General features: G+C 65.9%; 16 protein-coding genes. 10 read left to right on the top strand and 6 right to left on the bottom strand.

Annotated features, from left to right (window positions below; genetic code table 11):
- The first annotated feature begins 14 nt into the window (after nucleotides 1-14).
- Nucleotides 15-905, top strand: coding sequence for a DMT family transporter (locus QUV25_RS07915; RefSeq protein ID WP_300862998.1), 891 nt, complete (start codon nucleotides 15-17; stop codon nucleotides 903-905).
- Here the strand turns inward: QUV25_RS07915 and QUV25_RS07910 are convergent.
- The 3 genes from QUV25_RS07910 to aroC form a co-directional block, all read right to left on the bottom strand.
- Nucleotides 862-2,076 carry an MFS transporter gene (locus QUV25_RS07910; RefSeq protein ID WP_300862996.1) on the bottom strand — a complete coding sequence of 405 codons (1,215 nt, stop codon included), beginning with the start codon at nucleotides 2,074-2,076 and terminating at the stop codon, nucleotides 862-864. The two genes, QUV25_RS07915 and QUV25_RS07910, sit on opposite strands and share 44 nt — an antisense overlap.
- The gene (locus QUV25_RS07905; protein ID WP_300862994.1) at nucleotides 2,073-2,276 is read right to left on the bottom strand and encodes a 4-oxalocrotonate tautomerase; all 204 of its coding nucleotides are present in this window, start codon (nucleotides 2,274-2,276) and stop codon (nucleotides 2,073-2,075) included. Before QUV25_RS07905 ends, QUV25_RS07910 begins: the two co-directional genes overlap by 4 nt.
- An 80-nt stretch (nucleotides 2,277-2,356) precedes the next feature.
- On the bottom strand, nucleotides 2,357-3,463 hold the full coding sequence (gene aroC, locus QUV25_RS07900) for a chorismate synthase (protein ID WP_300862989.1): 1,107 nt from the start codon (nucleotides 3,461-3,463) through the stop codon (nucleotides 2,357-2,359).
- 176 nt (nucleotides 3,464-3,639) lie between these two features.
- On the opposite strand from aroC, the gene QUV25_RS07895 reads away from it, so the two are divergent.
- Nucleotides 3,640-4,068 carry a cupin domain-containing protein gene (locus QUV25_RS07895; protein ID WP_300862987.1) on the top strand — a complete coding sequence of 143 codons (429 nt, stop codon included), beginning with the start codon at nucleotides 3,640-3,642 and terminating at the stop codon, nucleotides 4,066-4,068.
- 125 nt (nucleotides 4,069-4,193) lie between these two features.
- On the opposite strand, the gene QUV25_RS07890 is transcribed toward QUV25_RS07895, so the two are convergent.
- Nucleotides 4,194-4,850 (bottom strand): glutathione S-transferase, encoded by a 657-nt coding sequence (locus QUV25_RS07890; protein ID WP_300862985.1) that lies wholly within the window; start codon nucleotides 4,848-4,850, stop codon nucleotides 4,194-4,196.
- Nucleotides 4,851-4,983: 133 nt separating this feature from the next.
- Between QUV25_RS07890 and phaZ the strand changes: the two genes are divergently transcribed.
- Nucleotides 4,984-6,198 (top strand): polyhydroxyalkanoate depolymerase, encoded by a 1,215-nt coding sequence (phaZ, locus tag QUV25_RS07885; RefSeq protein ID WP_300862983.1) that lies wholly within the window; start codon nucleotides 4,984-4,986, stop codon nucleotides 6,196-6,198.
- A 162-nt stretch (nucleotides 6,199-6,360) separates the two neighbouring features.
- Here phaZ and QUV25_RS07880 read toward each other — a convergent pair whose 3' ends face one another.
- Nucleotides 6,361-6,828, bottom strand: a complete 468-nt coding sequence (locus tag QUV25_RS07880; RefSeq protein WP_300862982.1) for a CBS domain-containing protein — start codon at nucleotides 6,826-6,828, stop codon at nucleotides 6,361-6,363.
- Nucleotides 6,829-6,955: 127 nt separating this feature from the next.
- Between QUV25_RS07880 and QUV25_RS07875 the strand changes: the two genes are divergently transcribed.
- From QUV25_RS07875 to QUV25_RS07860, 4 genes are read left to right on the top strand one after another with little or no spacing between them, the layout of a single operon-like run.
- A complete protein-coding gene (locus tag QUV25_RS07875) occupies nucleotides 6,956-8,263 on the top strand; it encodes an O-acetylhomoserine aminocarboxypropyltransferase (protein ID WP_300862979.1) in 1,308 nt (435 codons plus the stop codon).
- Nucleotides 8,264-8,265: 2 nt separating this feature from the next.
- Entirely contained in the window at nucleotides 8,266-9,084 is an 819-nt protein-coding gene (locus QUV25_RS07870; RefSeq protein ID WP_300862977.1) for an alpha/beta hydrolase, read from the top strand.
- On the top strand, nucleotides 9,081-10,376 hold the full coding sequence (locus tag QUV25_RS07865; RefSeq protein WP_300862976.1) for a cytochrome P450: 1,296 nt from the start codon (nucleotides 9,081-9,083) through the stop codon (nucleotides 10,374-10,376). The genes QUV25_RS07870 and QUV25_RS07865 overlap by 4 nt, the downstream gene beginning before the upstream one ends.
- 43 nt (nucleotides 10,377-10,419) lie before the next feature.
- Nucleotides 10,420-10,752 (top strand): DUF962 domain-containing protein, encoded by a 333-nt coding sequence (locus QUV25_RS07860; RefSeq protein WP_300862974.1) that lies wholly within the window; start codon nucleotides 10,420-10,422, stop codon nucleotides 10,750-10,752.
- On the opposite strand, the gene QUV25_RS07855 is transcribed toward QUV25_RS07860, so the two are convergent.
- The gene (locus QUV25_RS07855; RefSeq protein ID WP_300862972.1) at nucleotides 10,744-12,036 is read right to left on the bottom strand and encodes a YihY family inner membrane protein; all 1,293 of its coding nucleotides are present in this window, start codon (nucleotides 12,034-12,036) and stop codon (nucleotides 10,744-10,746) included. The two genes, QUV25_RS07860 and QUV25_RS07855, sit on opposite strands and share 9 nt — an antisense overlap.
- A 126-nt stretch (nucleotides 12,037-12,162) precedes the next feature.
- Here QUV25_RS07855 and QUV25_RS07850 point away from each other — a divergent pair, with 126 nt between their 5' ends.
- Genes QUV25_RS07850 through QUV25_RS07840 form a run of 3 tightly spaced genes read left to right on the top strand, consistent with a single transcriptional unit; the run spans nucleotide 12,163 to nucleotide 14,992 of the window.
- Nucleotides 12,163-12,621 (top strand): DUF2069 domain-containing protein, encoded by a 459-nt coding sequence (locus tag QUV25_RS07850; RefSeq protein ID WP_300862971.1) that lies wholly within the window; start codon nucleotides 12,163-12,165, stop codon nucleotides 12,619-12,621.
- Nucleotides 12,618-14,045 (top strand): FAD-binding oxidoreductase, encoded by a 1,428-nt coding sequence (locus QUV25_RS07845; protein WP_300862970.1) that lies wholly within the window; start codon nucleotides 12,618-12,620, stop codon nucleotides 14,043-14,045. Before QUV25_RS07850 ends, QUV25_RS07845 begins: the two co-directional genes overlap by 4 nt.
- Nucleotides 14,042-14,992 (top strand): transglycosylase SLT domain-containing protein, encoded by a 951-nt coding sequence (locus QUV25_RS07840; protein WP_300862967.1) that lies wholly within the window; start codon nucleotides 14,042-14,044, stop codon nucleotides 14,990-14,992. Before QUV25_RS07845 ends, QUV25_RS07840 begins: the two co-directional genes overlap by 4 nt.
- Nucleotides 14,993-15,105: the final 113 nt, after the last annotated feature.

The raw sequence follows: 15,105 nt of genomic DNA, 5'->3' as shown, positions 1-15,105 counted from the left end.
AGCACAATCACCTGGTGCAAACGCGTCACTTCCTGCAGTTGCTGGGCCTGTCGGCCCTGTGGGGCGCTTCGTTCATGTTTCTGCGCATCGCCAGTCCGCTGATGGGTCCGTGGGTGCTCGCCGGTCTGCGGCTGGCGCTGGCGGCGGCCACGCTGGTGGTCATCATGCGGGTGCTGCGCCACGACTGGCCCTGGACCCATTGGCGCGAGCTGCTGCTGCTTGGCGCGCTGTCCACCACCCTGCCGTTTCTCTTTTACGCCTGGGCTGCGCTGAAGCTGCCGGCGGGCTACAGCGCCCTGCTCAACACAACGGCGGTGCTGTTTGGTACGCTGGCCTCGGCCTGGTTCGGTGAAGACACGCTGACGCGGCGCAAGCTGCTGGGGTGCCTTTGCGGGTTTATCGGGGTGGCGCTGATCGTGCGGCTCGGTCCGGTGCGCCCCGATGCCGCCACGCTGGCCGCGGCGCTGGCCTGCATCACCGCCGCCGGCTGCTACGGAGTTTCCACGCCCCTGATGAAACGGGCCACCACCCGCATGCAGCCGCTGGCGATCGCCGCAGGCATCCATGTGGTCTCGCTGCCGCTGGTGCTGCCCGGTGCCTTGTGGTCGCTGCCGCAGGCCACGTTCACACCGGGTGCGCTGGCTGCGGTCGCAGTGCTGGGCATCGTGACCTCAGGCCTGGCCTACTGGATGCACCTGCGCATCATTCGCCATGTAACGCCGGTGGCGGCCATGAGCCCGGCCTTCATGATCCCGGTATTCGGCGTCACCTGGGGCCATGTGTTCCTGGGCGAAGACTTGTCACCCGGCATTTTTGCCGGTGGCGCGCTGGTCTTGCTGGCCACCGCGCTGGTCACGGGCTTCAACCCGTTGCGACGCCCTCCGATTGCCACCGTCGCGCCCTGAGCGCGCACAGCAGCGCCACCGCGGCGCACCCCGCAGCCAGCCAGAACACGCTGGCCAGGCCCAGGGCCGAGCTCAGGAGGCCACCGCCCAGCCCACCGATCACCCCGGGCAAACCGTAACCAACCACCGTGTAAAGAGCCTGGCCCCGACCGCGCAAACGGCCCGGAAAGTGGTGTGAGAGCAGCGCGATGCAGGCGGTATGGTGCGCGGCGAAGGTGATGGCGTGCAAGGCCTGGGCGAACAGCAACAGCGGCCACACCAGCGGCAGGCCGGCGGTGAGCCCCATGCGCAGCACCATCAGCGCCGCCGCCAGCACGAGCCAGCCGGTGAGCGAGAAGCGCGGCAGCCAGCGACTCTGGCTGAAGAACCAGCCGATTTCGATCACCACCGATACCGCCCACAACAGACCGATCACGGTCTTGCTGTAGCCCAGCGCATCCAGGTAAAGCGACAGGAAGACGTAAATGAAGATGTGCGCCAGCACATGGCAGAACACCGCAGCAAAAAACCAGCGCACCGGCGGCTGCCGCAGCACCGGCCAAATATCGGGATGGCGCTCATCGGCGTGCGGCGCCTCCTTGAAATCCGGCAGCAGCCACACGCTCATCACGACCGCGCTCAGGGTGAGCAAGGTCCAGGCCGGGAAATGCCCGAGACCAAAGCGCTCGAACCACCAGCCTGCGATGACCACCGTCACCAGGAAACCCAACGAGCCCCAGAGCCTCACTCGACCGTAGCGCTTGACGTCAAACGCGCCGCCCTGGCTCACCAGGTGCGCCAGGGCCGCCTCGCTCATCGGCATCATGGCGCTGGTGTGGGTGAACATGAGCAGCAGCACCACGAACAGCGCCACCCCGCCGAGCGGAAACCACAGCGCGAACGACAACAGGAAGGCAACCGTGGCACCAAAGCGCAGCAGCTTCACCCGCTCGCCGGTGCGGTCGCTCAGTGTGCCCCAGGCGTAGGGCGCAAACAGGCGCGTGGCGGACTGCACCGAGGTCAGCACAGCGATAGCGATCAGGCCAAAGCCGAGCTCCTTGAGCCAGAGCGGCAGGTAGGGATTGAAGAACCCGATGTGGGCGAAGTAGCTGGCCGAGAGCGCCGCAAAGGGGAACAGGCGCTGTCCATCGGCCGACGGTTGCCCGGCCGAGCGGGATCCGGGAGCCTTCACACCGGTTTCTGGCGGCTCGGGTCGCTCCACAGAACGCCGCCACTGGCCCAGTCGGATTTGCTGACGTCGAAAATCACCACCTGCACCGACTCGGGCGAGCCGCCCAGGGTGTTCACCGTGGCCTCGGTGATGGCCTTGACGAAAGCCTGTTTCTGTTCCGGCGTGCGGCCTTCGAACATTTCAACGCGGATGGTGGGCATGGGAGTCTCCAGCAAGAAACCAGGGGCGCACCGGGGGCGCGGCGCGGAGGATCAGGCGCCGCAGCGCCGGGTGAAAAAGATCAGGCGGCTGGCCCTGTGGAACCGGGGATGGGGGCCAGCGGCGGTACCACATCGCCGCACTGCGCACGATGACGCAGCGCGTGATCCATCACCACCAGTGCGAGCAGCGCCTCGATGATGGGCGTGGCGCGAATGCCCACGCAGGGGTCGTGCCGGCCTTTGGTGATGAGCTCGGTGGGCTGACCCGCGGTGTCGATGGACTCGCGCGGAATCAGGATGGAGCTGGTGGGCTTGATGGCGATCGACACTTCCAGGTCCTGTCCGGTGCTGATGCCGCCCAGCACACCGCCGGCGTTGTTGCCCACGAAGCCAACTGGCGTGAGCGAATCGCCGTGGTTGCTGCCGCGCTGCGTGACGCTGGCGAAACCGGCCCCAATCTCCACGCCCTTGACCGCGTTCAATCCCATCATGGCGTAAGCGATGTCGGCGTCGAGCTTGTCGTACAGCGGCTGGCCCAGGCCCACCGGCATGTGTTGCGCGGTGACGCGAAGGCGCGCGCCGCAGGAGTCGCCGCTCTTGCGCAGCGCCTCCATGTAGGCCTCCAGTGCCGACACGTCTGCAACCGGCGCGAAGAACGGATTTTTCGACACATGGTCCCAGCTCTCGAAGCCGATCACCTCGTCGCCGATCTGCGTCATGCAGCCCTGGAAAGTGGTGCCGAACCGTTCTTTCAGCCACTTGCGCGCCACCGCACCGGCGGCCACGGTCGGCGCAGTCAGTCGCGCCGAGCTGCGGCCACCGCCCCGCGGGTCGCGGATGCCAAACTTCTGCCAGTAGGTGTAGTCGGCGTGTCCGGGCCGGAAGGTCTGAACGATGTTGCCGTAGTCCTTGCTGCGCTGATCGGTGTTGCGGATCAGCAGGGCAATCGGTGTGCCGGTGGTCCTGCCTTCGTAAACACCCGAGAGGATTTCCACCGCGTCGGGTTCGTTGCGCTGGGTGACGAACTTCGAGGTGCCGGGACGGCGGCGATCGAGGTCTGTCTGGATATCGGCCTCGCACAACGACATGCCGGGTGGGCAACCATCGATCACGCAGCCAATGGCCGGGCCGTGGGACTCACCGAAGTTGGTGACACAAAACAGGGTGCCGAAGGTGTTGCCGCTCATAGTGACTCCAATTATCCCAGAGGGGCGGCGTGGTGCCTGGCGGTCCGATGTGGTGCAGCAAGGCGGTGATTTCGGTGCATGGACATACCCATCCGGCCAGAAAAGCCAATGGAACGCTTCATGCTTGATGCTGCATCGCAACAATCCGTTTGCATCCCACCGACCAGGAGCGCCCCATGCTGGACAAAACAGGCACCCTTTTCTCCCACGTCAAGCCCGGTGAAACCGAGTTCGTTCGCGGGGGCCTGCGCGACTTCTTCCTGTACCGTGATCTGGGCGTGGCGGCCGCCACGCACGGCAAGGTGGTGGCCCACCTGGTGAAAGCGAACCTGCCACCCGACGGCGGGACCGGCTGGCACATCCACGAAGCCGATTTCCAGATCGTGATCATGACCAAAGGCTGGGCCAAGTTCATGTACGAAGACCAGGTGACCCTGGTCGAGGCCGGCGATGTCGTGCACCAGCGCCCCGGCATCCGGCACTACCTGTTCGACTACTCACCCGACATGGAATACCTGGAGATCGTCTCGCCAGCTGACTTCAGATCGCTGCCGGTCGACGCGGTGTGCGAGATACCAGCGCCCACACCATGGACCGAACCGTGAAGCCATGAGACGCAGCGTCATTTCCGGCGCGAAGTGCTTGTAGCCAGGGATGCGGTGGAACCGGCTTCGCCGGGCCACTCGCATCACCCCCTTGAGGGGGTCGCGCGCAGCGCGGCGGGGGTGGGCTAAAACTCAGCGTCGAGTTCGTCAATCTCGTCCGGCTCGGCTTCGGACGCAGCCACCCACTCCTTCATGGCCGGCAGAGCCATGACGGCTTCGCAATAGGCCACACAAGCCGGATCCAGCGGCACATCGTACGAAACGAAGCGGGTCACTTCGGGTGCGAACATCGCGTCGGCCATACAGGGCTTTTCGCCAAACAGGTAAGGGCCACCGTACTGCTCCAGGCATTCGTTCCAGATGGTCTCGATGCGGTCGATGTCGGCCTGGGCCCGCGACCAGATCTTGAAGCCCGGGAAATGCGCCTTGATGTTCATGGGCAGCGAGCTGCGCATGGCGCTGAAGCCCGAGTGCACTTCCCCACAAATGGCGCGGCAGTGCGCGCGCGCCTTGCGGTCGGCCGGGAGCAAACCGGCTTTGGGTTTGATCTCGTTGAGGTACTCACCAATCGCCAGCGTGTCCCACACATGCACACCGTCGTGGTCGAGCGAGGGCACCCGCATCGAGGCCGACAGCAACAGCATCTCGGCCTTCATGGCCGGGTCATCGGGCGGGATCACGTGTTCGGTGAATTCCAGCCTGGCCAGTTTGCACATCAGCCAGCCGCGCAGTGCCCAGGCTCCGTAGTTTTTGCTGCTGATCGTGAGAACCGCTTTGGCCATGGAATGCTCCTCGTGTGGCGCTGGATCAGCAATCCCTGTGCCACCTTTGTGCATGCCGGATGCACCGCCGCTGTGCGCTGGCGGCTGGCCCGTTACTTGCCTGCTGAAGTTCACTCCAACAGGAAAGTCCGACATGCTGTACCAGGCCTACCAAATGCAGTCCGATCTGGTGTCGCCGCTGCGCCTGGCTGCCCAGCATCTCAGCGCATCGCTCTGGCTCCAGAAAACCGAACGCACCGTGCTGCGCAAGGTGGCCGCTGCCTGCGACGTGCTGTCGCGCCTGCGGCTCACGCACTCCCGGCCGCCCTACAACATCCACTCGGTCACGGTGGACGATCGCGTGATCCCGGTGGTGGAGGAGACCGTGCTCACCCTGCCCTTCGGCACCCTGCTGCGCTTTCGAAAAATCGACGACAGCATGCCGGAACAACCCAAGGTCCTGCTGGCCGCGCCGCTGTCGGGCCACTTCGCCACCTTGCTGCGCGAAACCGCCAAAACCTTGCTGCAAGACCACGATGTGTACATCACCGACTGGCACAACGCCCGCGACGTGGCACTGATGCATGGCGGCTTCAGCCTGGACGACTACATCAGCTACCTGATCCGCTTCACCGAAGCGGTCGGGCCGGGTTCGCACATGGTGGCGGTGTGCCAGCCCTGCGTGGCCGCACTGGCCGCCACGGCGGTGATGGCCGAAGACGACCACCCGGCGCAACCGCGCAGCCTCACACTCATGGCGGGCCCGGTCGACTGCCGTGTCAACCCGACCGAGGTCAACAAGCTCGCCACCAGCAAGCCGATCGACTGGTTCGAGAAGAACCTGATCAGCCTCGTGCCGATGCCGCACGCCGGGTTCATGCGCCGCGTCTATCCCGGTTTTGTGCAGCTCAGCGCCTTCATGGCCATGAACCCGGAGCGGCACAAGCAGTCGTTTCGCAGCATCTACGAACATCTGGATCACGGCCGTGTGGAAGAAGCGGCCACCATCCAGAACTTCTACGAGGAATACCTCGCGGTCAACGACCTGCCGGCCGAGTTTTACCTGGAGACGGTGGAAAAGGTGTTCCAGACCTACGACCTGCCGCGCGGCACGCTCCAATACCGGGGCCGTACCGTGAACCCGGCCGCGATCCGCCGCACGGCGCTGATGACGGTCGAAGGCGAGCGCGACGACATCTGCTCGGTCGGGCAGACCGTGGCGGCGCAAGACCTTTGCACCAATGTGCGCCCGTACCTGAAAACCCACCACATCCAGACCGGTGTGGGCCACTACGGCGTGTTCAGCGGGCGCAGGTGGAACCAGCAGATCTATCCGCGGGTCAGAGACATGATCCACGCCTCGATGTAGCCCCCGCGCCGCGCTTCGCGCGTCATCCCCCTGTTTGGGGCAACACCAGTGGTCTGGCAAAGCCAGCCCCCCGATGTTCTGGGTTGAAGGCGGCTCGCTCAATTTCAGCAGCAATGAAAACGCCCCGGCTTGCGGGGCGTTTTGCCTGAAGGCGGGGAGCGTTCAGGGGAAGTTCGGCTCGTTCTTGCCGGTTTCTTCCTCCGGCCAGTCGCGGATATACGCCTTGAGCATCTTGTTCTCGAAGTTCTGGCTGTCGACCACGGCGCGCGCCACGTCGTAAAAACTGATCACACCCATGAGCATGCGGTTGTCCATCACCGGCATGTAGCGGGTGTGGCGCTCCAGCATGAGCGGGCGAACCTCGTCGAGCTCGGTCGAAGGGGTGCAACTGATCGGGTGGTCATCCATCACCGCGCGCACCGTCTTGTTGCCCACGGTGCCACCGTTTTGCGACAGGGTGTGGATGAGTTCGCGGAAGGTGAGCATGCCCACCAGCTCGCCATGCTCCATGACCGCGAGCGAGCCGATGTCGTAGCCGGCCATGGTGTCCACCGCCTGGCTCAGGGCGTCGTTGGGGTGGCAGGTGTAGAGCGTTCCGCCTTTGACGCGCAGGATGTCGCTGACTCGCATGGCTGTTCTCCTCGGTGTGCTGCTGTCGCCAGTCGGGCTGGCTTGCGAAGGAATATAGCCCACAATAATCCCCAATCCCGCCGGCTGCAAGCCGCTGAAAACACGATCCGCCCCAGGAGACACCCCCATGCCCGGCTATTCCGACCCCGGCTTCGACACGCTGGCCCTGCACGCTGGCGCCACGCCCGACGCCACCGGCGCGCGCGCAGTACCGATCCACCTGACCACCTCCTTCGTCTTCGAGTCCACCGATCACGCCGCCGCGCTCTTCAACCTGGAGCGCACCGGCCATGTGTACAGCCGCATCAGCAACCCGACCAACGCGGTGTTCGAGCAGCGCATGGCGGCGCTCGAAGGTGGCATCGGTGCCATCTCGGTCGCCAGCGGCCAGGCCGCGCTGCACCTCTCGATCGCCACGCTCATGGGCGCGGGCTCGCACATCGTCGCCAGCACGGCGCTCTATGGCGGCAGCCAGAACCTGCTGCACTACACGCTGCGCCGCTTCGGCATCGAAACCACCTTTGTGAAACCGGGCGACATCGACGGCTGGAAAGCGGCCGTGCGGCCGAACACCAAACTGTTCTTCGGTGAGACCGTGGGCAACCCGGGCCTGGACGTGCTCGACATCCCGACCGTGGCGCAGATCGCGCACGAGGCGAAAGTGCCGCTGCTGGTGGACAGCACGCTGACCACGCCCTACCTGATCAAACCGTTCGAGCACGGGGCCGACCTGGTCTACCACTCGGCCACCAAGTTCCTGTCCGGCCATGGTACGGTCATCGGCGGCGTGGTGGTCGATGCCGGCAGCTTCGACTGGGACGCCAGCGGCAATTTCCCCGAGCTGACCGAGCCGTACGACGGCTTCCACGGCATGACCTTCAGCGAAGAAAGTACCGTGGGCGCCTTCCTCCTGCGTGCGCGCCGCGAAGGCCTGCGCGACTTCGGCGCCTGCCTCTCGCCGCACAGCGCCTGGCTGATCCTGCAGGGGCTGGAGACGCTGTCGCTGCGCATGGACCGCCACATGAGCAATACCGAGAAAGTCGTGGCCTTCCTCGCCAGCCACCCGCTGGTGGGCAGGGTCGGTCACCCGCTGCTTGAATCGCACCCCAGCCATGCGCTGGCGCAGAAGCTGCTGAAGCACGGCGCAAAAGGCGCGGGCGCCGTGTTCAGTTTCGACATCAAGGGTTCGCGCGAGCAGGGCAAGGCCTTCATCGAGGCACTCAAAATCTTCAGCCACCTGGCCAACGTGGGCGACTGCCGCTCGCTGGTGATCCACCCAGCGTCGACCACGCATTTCCGCATGACCGACGAGGCGCTGGCCGGGGCCGGCATCGGCCCCGGCACGATCCGCCTGTCCATCGGGCTGGAGGATGCGGACGACCTGATCGACGATCTCAAGCGCGCGCTGAAAGCGGCCGAGAAAGCGGGGGCCTGACCATGTACCTGCAAGTCAACGGCGCCAAGACCTATTGCTACACCGGCGGCAAGGCCTTTGATAGCGCCAAGCCCACCGTGATCTTCATCCACGGCGTGCTGTTTGATCACAGCGTCTGGATCCTGCAGAGCCGCTACATGGCCAACCACGGCTGGAACGTGCTGGCGGTGGACCTGCCTGGGCATTGCAGAAGCGCAGGTGATGCGCCGTCATCGGTCGAAGAAGGGGCCGACTTCATCAGCGCCTTGATGGACGCGGCAGGCGTGCAGCGGGCCGCGCTCGTCGGTCACAGTTGGGGTTCGCTGATCACCCTGGAAGCCGCGGCCCGGCTGAAAGACCGCGTCACGCACGCGGTGCTGGTCGGAACGGCCTTTCCGATGAAGGTCTCGGCGGTGCTGCTCGATGCCGCCCTGAACGACCCCGAGAAGGGCATCCAGATGATCAACGTCTTCAGCCGAAGCACCCTGGCCGCGCCTCCTTCGGCACACGGCCCCGGCACCTGGGTCTTCGGCAGCAGCATCGCCCTCAACCGGCGCGTGCTGCGCAGCAACCCGACTGTCAACGTGTTCCACCGCGGCTTCGTCGCCTGCGACAGCTATGCCGGTGGCGAGGTGGCCATGGCAGCGCTCACCTGCCCGGTGCTGTTCCTGCTCGGCGGACTGGACCAGATGACACAGCCCAGAGCAGCGCAGAGCCTGATCAAGGCGGCCAAGGCAGCGGGCAAGACGGCGCAGGTGGTCACGCTGCCGGTCGGCCATTACGAAATGACAGAAGCCCCGGATCCGGTTCTGTTGGCGATCCGCGATTTCTTGCGCACATGAACGCCGTCTCAGCGGCTGCCATCACCCCACCCATGGGCGCGGACCGCGCTCGCGAGATTGCCGCAGCGTTCGACCTGCGCGCCCTGCCCGCCGACTTCCTGGCCAACCCCTACCCGGTGTACGCCGCCCTGCGCGAGGCCGAGCCGGTGCGTCGCATGCCCGACGGCTCGCTCTTCCTCACGCGCCACGCCGACCTCATGGCGGTATACCGCGACGCGGCCGTGTTCAGTTCGGACAAGCACGTCGAATTCGCACCGAAGTACGGGGTCGGTTCACCGCTGTACGAGCACCACACCACCAGCCTGGTGTTCAACGACCCGCCGCTGCACACGCGGGTGCGCAAGCTCATCATGGGAGCCCTCACGCGGCGCGCCATCGCCGACATGGAACCGGGCCTGATCGCGTTGGTCGACCAGCTGCTCGACCGCATCGAAGCCCAGGGCGGCGGCGACCTGATCGAAGATTTCGCATCCGCCATTCCGGTGGACATTATCGGCAACCTGCTGAACGTGCCGCACGCCGACCGTGGCCCGCTGCGCGACTGGTCGCTGGCCATCCTGGGCGCGCTCGAACCGGTGCCCACGCCGGAGCAGCATGCGGCGGGCAACCGCAGCGTGACCGAGATGCTGGCCTACCTGCGCACGCTGGTGGCCGCGCGGCGGAGCGCCCCGGGCGACCCCGAGCGCGACGTGCTCACGCGCCTGATCCAGGGCGAGGTTGATGGCGAGCGCCTGAGCGAAATCGAGCTGCTGCAAAACTGCATCTTCCTGCTCAACGCGGGCCACGAGACCACGACCAACCTGATCGGCAATGCGCTGATCTGCCTGCAGGAGCATCCCGCCCAGCGCATCGCCTTGACCAGCGCGCTACAGCCGAGTGCCCGCGACGCCGCGGCGCAAGAGGCGCTGCTCACGCTGGCGGTGGACGAGTTCCTGCGCTTTGAGTCATCCAACCAGCTCGGCAACCGGCGCGCGCTCAGATCCTGCCGGATCGGCGACGTGGACCTACCCGCAGGCGCGCTGGTCACGCTGGGCATCGGCGCGGCCAACCGCGACCCGGCGGTGTTTGATCAACCGGGTGAACTGAGACTGGACCGCGCCAACAACAAGCACCTGGCGTTTGGCTTCGGCATCCACCAGTGCGCCGGCCTGAGCCTGGCGCGGCTGGAAGGTCGCATCGCCGTCGGCCGCTTCCTGCAACGCTTCCCCAGCTACCGCCTGACCGCGGTTCCCTTGCGCGGCGGCCGCGCGCGCTTTCGCGGTTTTTTGCGCGCGCCGTTTGCCTGCTTCTAGGCTCTGTCGACAGCAGACTGAACTCATCCACAAGGAAACCGCCATGAACCCAAGCAAGGTACCCGTCAACGACGCCAGCCAGTTCCGGACCTTCGCCGAGTTTTATCCCTTCTACCTGGGTGAACACAGAGACCGCAACTGCCGCCGCATGCATTTCCTGGGCAGCTCGCTGGGCCTGTTGTGCCTGGGCCTTCTGATCTGGACCGGCCAACCGCTTTATCTGCTCTATGGGCTGCTGGCCGGCTACGCCTGCGCCTGGGTCGGTCACTTCGTATTCGAGAAGAACAAGCCTGCCAGCTTCAAACGCCCGCTTTACAGCTTCGTGGGCGACTGGGTCATGTACAGGGACATGTGGCTGGGCAAGGTCTCACTCTGAGCGGGGCGCTGCTTCCTGCGCGCGCGCCGCGGGGTCGATGCCCAGCGCCTGGGCCAGCCTGAGCTGGTCCCAGCCGCTGGCCTGCCACATGGCCTCGGTCTGCGGCTCGCGTTTGAGCAACAGCCGCTCGACCAGGGGGGTCAGCGGCGTGGCAGCCGGATCGACCAGCAACACCCAGCGGGCTTGCTCTTCGTCCAGACAGCCTGCCCAGTCGAGCTGGCGCAAAACACGCAGCGGCTCCTCCAGCTGCAGGCCATCGACCCGCAGGGCGCGGGCCAAATGCTCCAGACTCACGCCGCGCGCTTCAGGCTGGGAAGCGGACACATCCGCCGAGCGCGCGGCGTGCAACTGATCCACCAACTCCAGCGCCAGCTGGTAGTTCCAGCCCGGCGTGTCACCACGCCGCGCGATGCCGCTGAGCAGGCTGGGCAGATAGGCCGCGACCACTGCGCCCAGCAGCACGATCACCCAGGCCAGGTAAATCCAAACCAGAAGGATCGGCACGCTGGCGAAAGTGCCGTACACCACCGAATAGGTGGGTACGGTGGACAGGTACCAGGCCAGCAGCTTCTTGGCCAGCTCCAGACCACTGGCCACGAACAGACCACCGAGCAGCGCGTGCGACCAGCGCACTCGGGTGTTGGGCACGTATCGATACAGCGCAGCCACGCCACTGGCCATGAGCGCAAATTGCAGCGTATCCAGCAAGAATTTCACTTGGCTTGGCAATGCCTTGACCAGTCCGGAGGACGCAGACAGTGCGTAGGAGGTCACCGATAGGCTGCCTGCCAGAAACAGCGGTCCCAGCGTGAGCACGGCCCAGTACACCAGCACGCGCTGGGTTAGCGGCCGGCTTTCGCGCACGCGCCAGATGTCGTTGAGCTTGCGGTCGATGGTCAGAATGAGCGCCAGCGCGGTGATCAGCAGCGCCAGCGCGCCAGCCCAACCCATCTCCCCGGCCTTGGCCGCGAACTGGTTGAGGTAACTCAGCACCTGTTTGGCGATGTTCTCTGGCACCAGGCTGGCCACCAGCCAGCGCTGCAGGTTGGCCTGCAACCGCGCGAACATGGGAAAAGCGCTGAAAATCGCCAGCGCCACCGTGAACAGCGGCACCAGCGAAATGGTGGTGGTGAAGGTGAGGCTGCTGGCGGTCACCCCCAGCCGGTCTTCCCGAAAACGTTCGCGCAGCGTCACGGCCGTGTTCCGCCACGGAAAATTCAGCGTGTCGTGCCACAGGGTTCGCAACAGGGTTTCCAGTTGCTTCCGGCGTTCGATCAGGGTCATCCCGGTATCATCCCAGAACTGTCGCTCTGCACCGCGACACCTCGCCGGTCAGGCACCCATCGCCAGCGCCGCATCGACCCAAAAGCCGGCCATTGCTCGGCCCCCTCCCGCCCCTCGTTTCGCACCATGGCCACATCACTTCCCCCTGCCACCCCCACCGACGTCGGCTGGACCCGCACGCTGGCCGTGGGCAGCCTGCTGGCGCTCATCGTGCTCGGCCTGGCCTGGGAGCTCTGGCTGGCGCCGCTGCGACCCGGCGGCTCCTGGCTGGCGATCAAAGTACTGCCTCTTTTTCTGCCGCTGGCCGGCCTGCTGAAGAACCGCATGTACACCTACCGCTGGCTCAGTCTGCTGATCTGGATCTACTTCACCGAAGGCGCGGTGCGCGCCTCCAGTGACACGGGCTTGTCCGCGGTGCTTGCCGCGTTGCAGGTGCTGCTGTGTGTAGCGCTCTTCGTGGCTTGCTCGATGCACGTGCGCCTGCGTCTGCGCGCGGCGGGCAAAGACGCGGTGGAGGCCGACAAGTTGCGCCACGCGGCCGAGATCGGTGCCGCGTCGGACCCGGTGCCGCCTGCCCAATCATGAGCGCCGATCTGCTGGCGGCACTGCGCGCGGCCGTGGGCACTGGCCAGGTGCTCACCCACGAAGATCCGACTGCAGATCTGAGCGCCTGGGAGCGCGACTGGCGCGGACGGGCTCACGGCCGTGCGCTGGCCGTGGTGCGTCCCGGCCGAACAGAAGAAGTCGCAGCGGTGGTCCGGGCCTGCGCGGCGGGCGGTGTGTCGCTGGTGCCGCAGGGCGGCAACACCGGCCTGGTGGTTGGCTCGGTACCCGATGGCAGTGGCTCGCAAGTGGTGCTGAGCCTCAGCCGCATGAACCGGGTGCGCTCACTGGATACAGCCAACCTCACCGTGACAGTGGAGGCCGGCTGCGTGCTGCAACAGCTCCAGCAGGCGGCGGAACAAGCCAGCCTGCTGTTTCCGCTCAGCCTGGCCGCCGAAGGCAGTTGCACCATCGGCGGCAACCTGGCCACCAACGCCGGCGGCACGCAGGTGTTGCGCTACGGCAATGCGCGCGACCTGTGCCTCGGCCTGGAGGTGGTGACCGCACAAGGTGAGGTCTGGCAAGGCCTGTCCGGGCTGCGCAAGGACAACACCGGCTACGACCTCCGCGACCTGTTCATCGGCAGCGAAGGCACGCTGGGCGTCATCACCGCGGCCACGCTCAAGCTCTATCCGCGGCCGGCCGCGCGGCTCACCGCGTGGGCGGCCGTGCCGTCACTCGACGCCGCGGTGCAGTTGCTTGGGCTGGCGCACCAGCATCTGGGCGCCGGACTCACCGGCTTTGAGGTCATGGGGCAGTTCGCACTGGAACTGGTGGCCCGACACATGCCTCAATTGCGGGTGCCTTTCTGGCAGTCGGCTCCGTATGGCGTTCTCCTGGAGAACAGCGACAGCGAGTCGGAAACACATGCGCGCCTGCGCTTCGAGGGCCTGCTGGAAGCCGCGCTCATGCAGGGTTGCGTGACGGACGCCGTGGTGGCCGAAAGCCTGTCGCAGGCGCAACAGCTCTGGCATATCCGCGAAAGCATCCCGCTGGCCCAGGCCCAGGAGGGCCTGAACATCAAGCACGACATCAGCATCCCAGTCTCGCGCATCCCGGCTTTCTGTGCCGAGACCGACGCGCTGCTGCAGCGCGAAATTCCCGGTGTGCGGCTGGTGAACTTCGGGCACCTGGGGGATGGCAACCTGCACTACAACGTGCAGGCCCCCGCCGAGGCAGACGGCAGCGCCTTCCTCCAGACGGAGGAAGAACGGGTGAACAAACTGGTGTTTGACGCGGTGGCGAAGTACGATGGAAGTATCAGCGCCGAGCACGGCATCGGGAGCCTCAAGGCGGGGAAACTGCCGCTGTACAAGGACCCGGTCGCCCTGGGCCTAATGCGAGCCATCAAACAGGCACTGGACCCTAAAAACACCATGAACCCTGGCCGTGTGCTGACCCCATGATCCTGCGCTCCGCTCTCAACTTGCTGACCTGCCTGCCGCTGATCGCGGTCTGGCCGGCGCAGGCCACTGTGAGCAGCGACGCCGCTGCGCAGTGGCGCGAGCAGGCCCGGGCGCTGGAGCATGGCTCGGGTGTCGCGCGCAACCTGGACGTCGCCATCAGCCTGTACTGCAAAGCAGCCATGGCGGGCGACGCTGCGGCGCGCTATCACCTGGGCTGGATATACGCCATGGGCCGTGGTGTGCCGCGTGACGACGCCCATGCTTCCTACCTGTTCCGCCTGGCGGCTGATCAAGGCGACGAACCTTCGCGCAACATGCTGACCCTGGTCGGGACCCGAGCCACCAAGCCGCCCTGCATAGTCCACGCCGAACTCGCGCAAGCCGAACAGCTGGCGCGCGAGCGCGCCGCCATCGAAGCAGCCCGCCTCGCAGCGCAGGAAGCCGCTGAGCGCGTGGCACTGGACAACCGCTACCGGGCCTTGATCGACAGTGCGGAGCGGCGCAAGATCCTGGCCATCGTGCAAAAGCTCGCGCCCGAATATGGCATCCACCCAGGACTGGCCGTGGCCCTGATCCGGGCCGAGTCGAACTTCGATCCACAAGCCGTATCGACCAAAAACGCGCAAGGACTTATGCAGCTGATCCCCGAGACGGCGGCGCGTTTCCGGGTCACCCAACCATTCGACCCGGAGCAAAACATCCGCGGCGGCATGGCCTACCTGCGCTGGCTGCTGGCGTATTTCCAGGGCGATGTGGACCTGGCTGTCGCCGCTTACAACGCTGGGGAAGGCGCGGTGGACCGCTTTGGCGGCATTCCTCCCTATCCAGAGACGCGCGGCTACGTCAAGCGCATCCGCGAGGTGTTTGCCCACCCCACGCACCCCTTTGATCAACGCATCTCCGATCCCTCGCCGATGCTCAAGGCCGAGACCAAACCCAGGACTTGAGCCGGACAAATGGTGGGTTCGGGCCGCACAGGCGCCGCGACGATCTGCCGCCTCGGCAGCCGCGCCAACAGGCTCCCGCGATGCCCGTGCACAATCGGGGATTGCCCGCTGAA

Origin of the sequence: Hydrogenophaga sp., from assembly GCF_030373245.1 — a bacterium.
Classification (GTDB): domain Bacteria; phylum Pseudomonadota; class Gammaproteobacteria; order Burkholderiales; family Burkholderiaceae_C; genus Hydrogenophaga.
The sequence above is the reverse complement of the archived record's forward strand: the minus strand, read 5'-3'. Positions and strand labels throughout refer to the sequence as shown.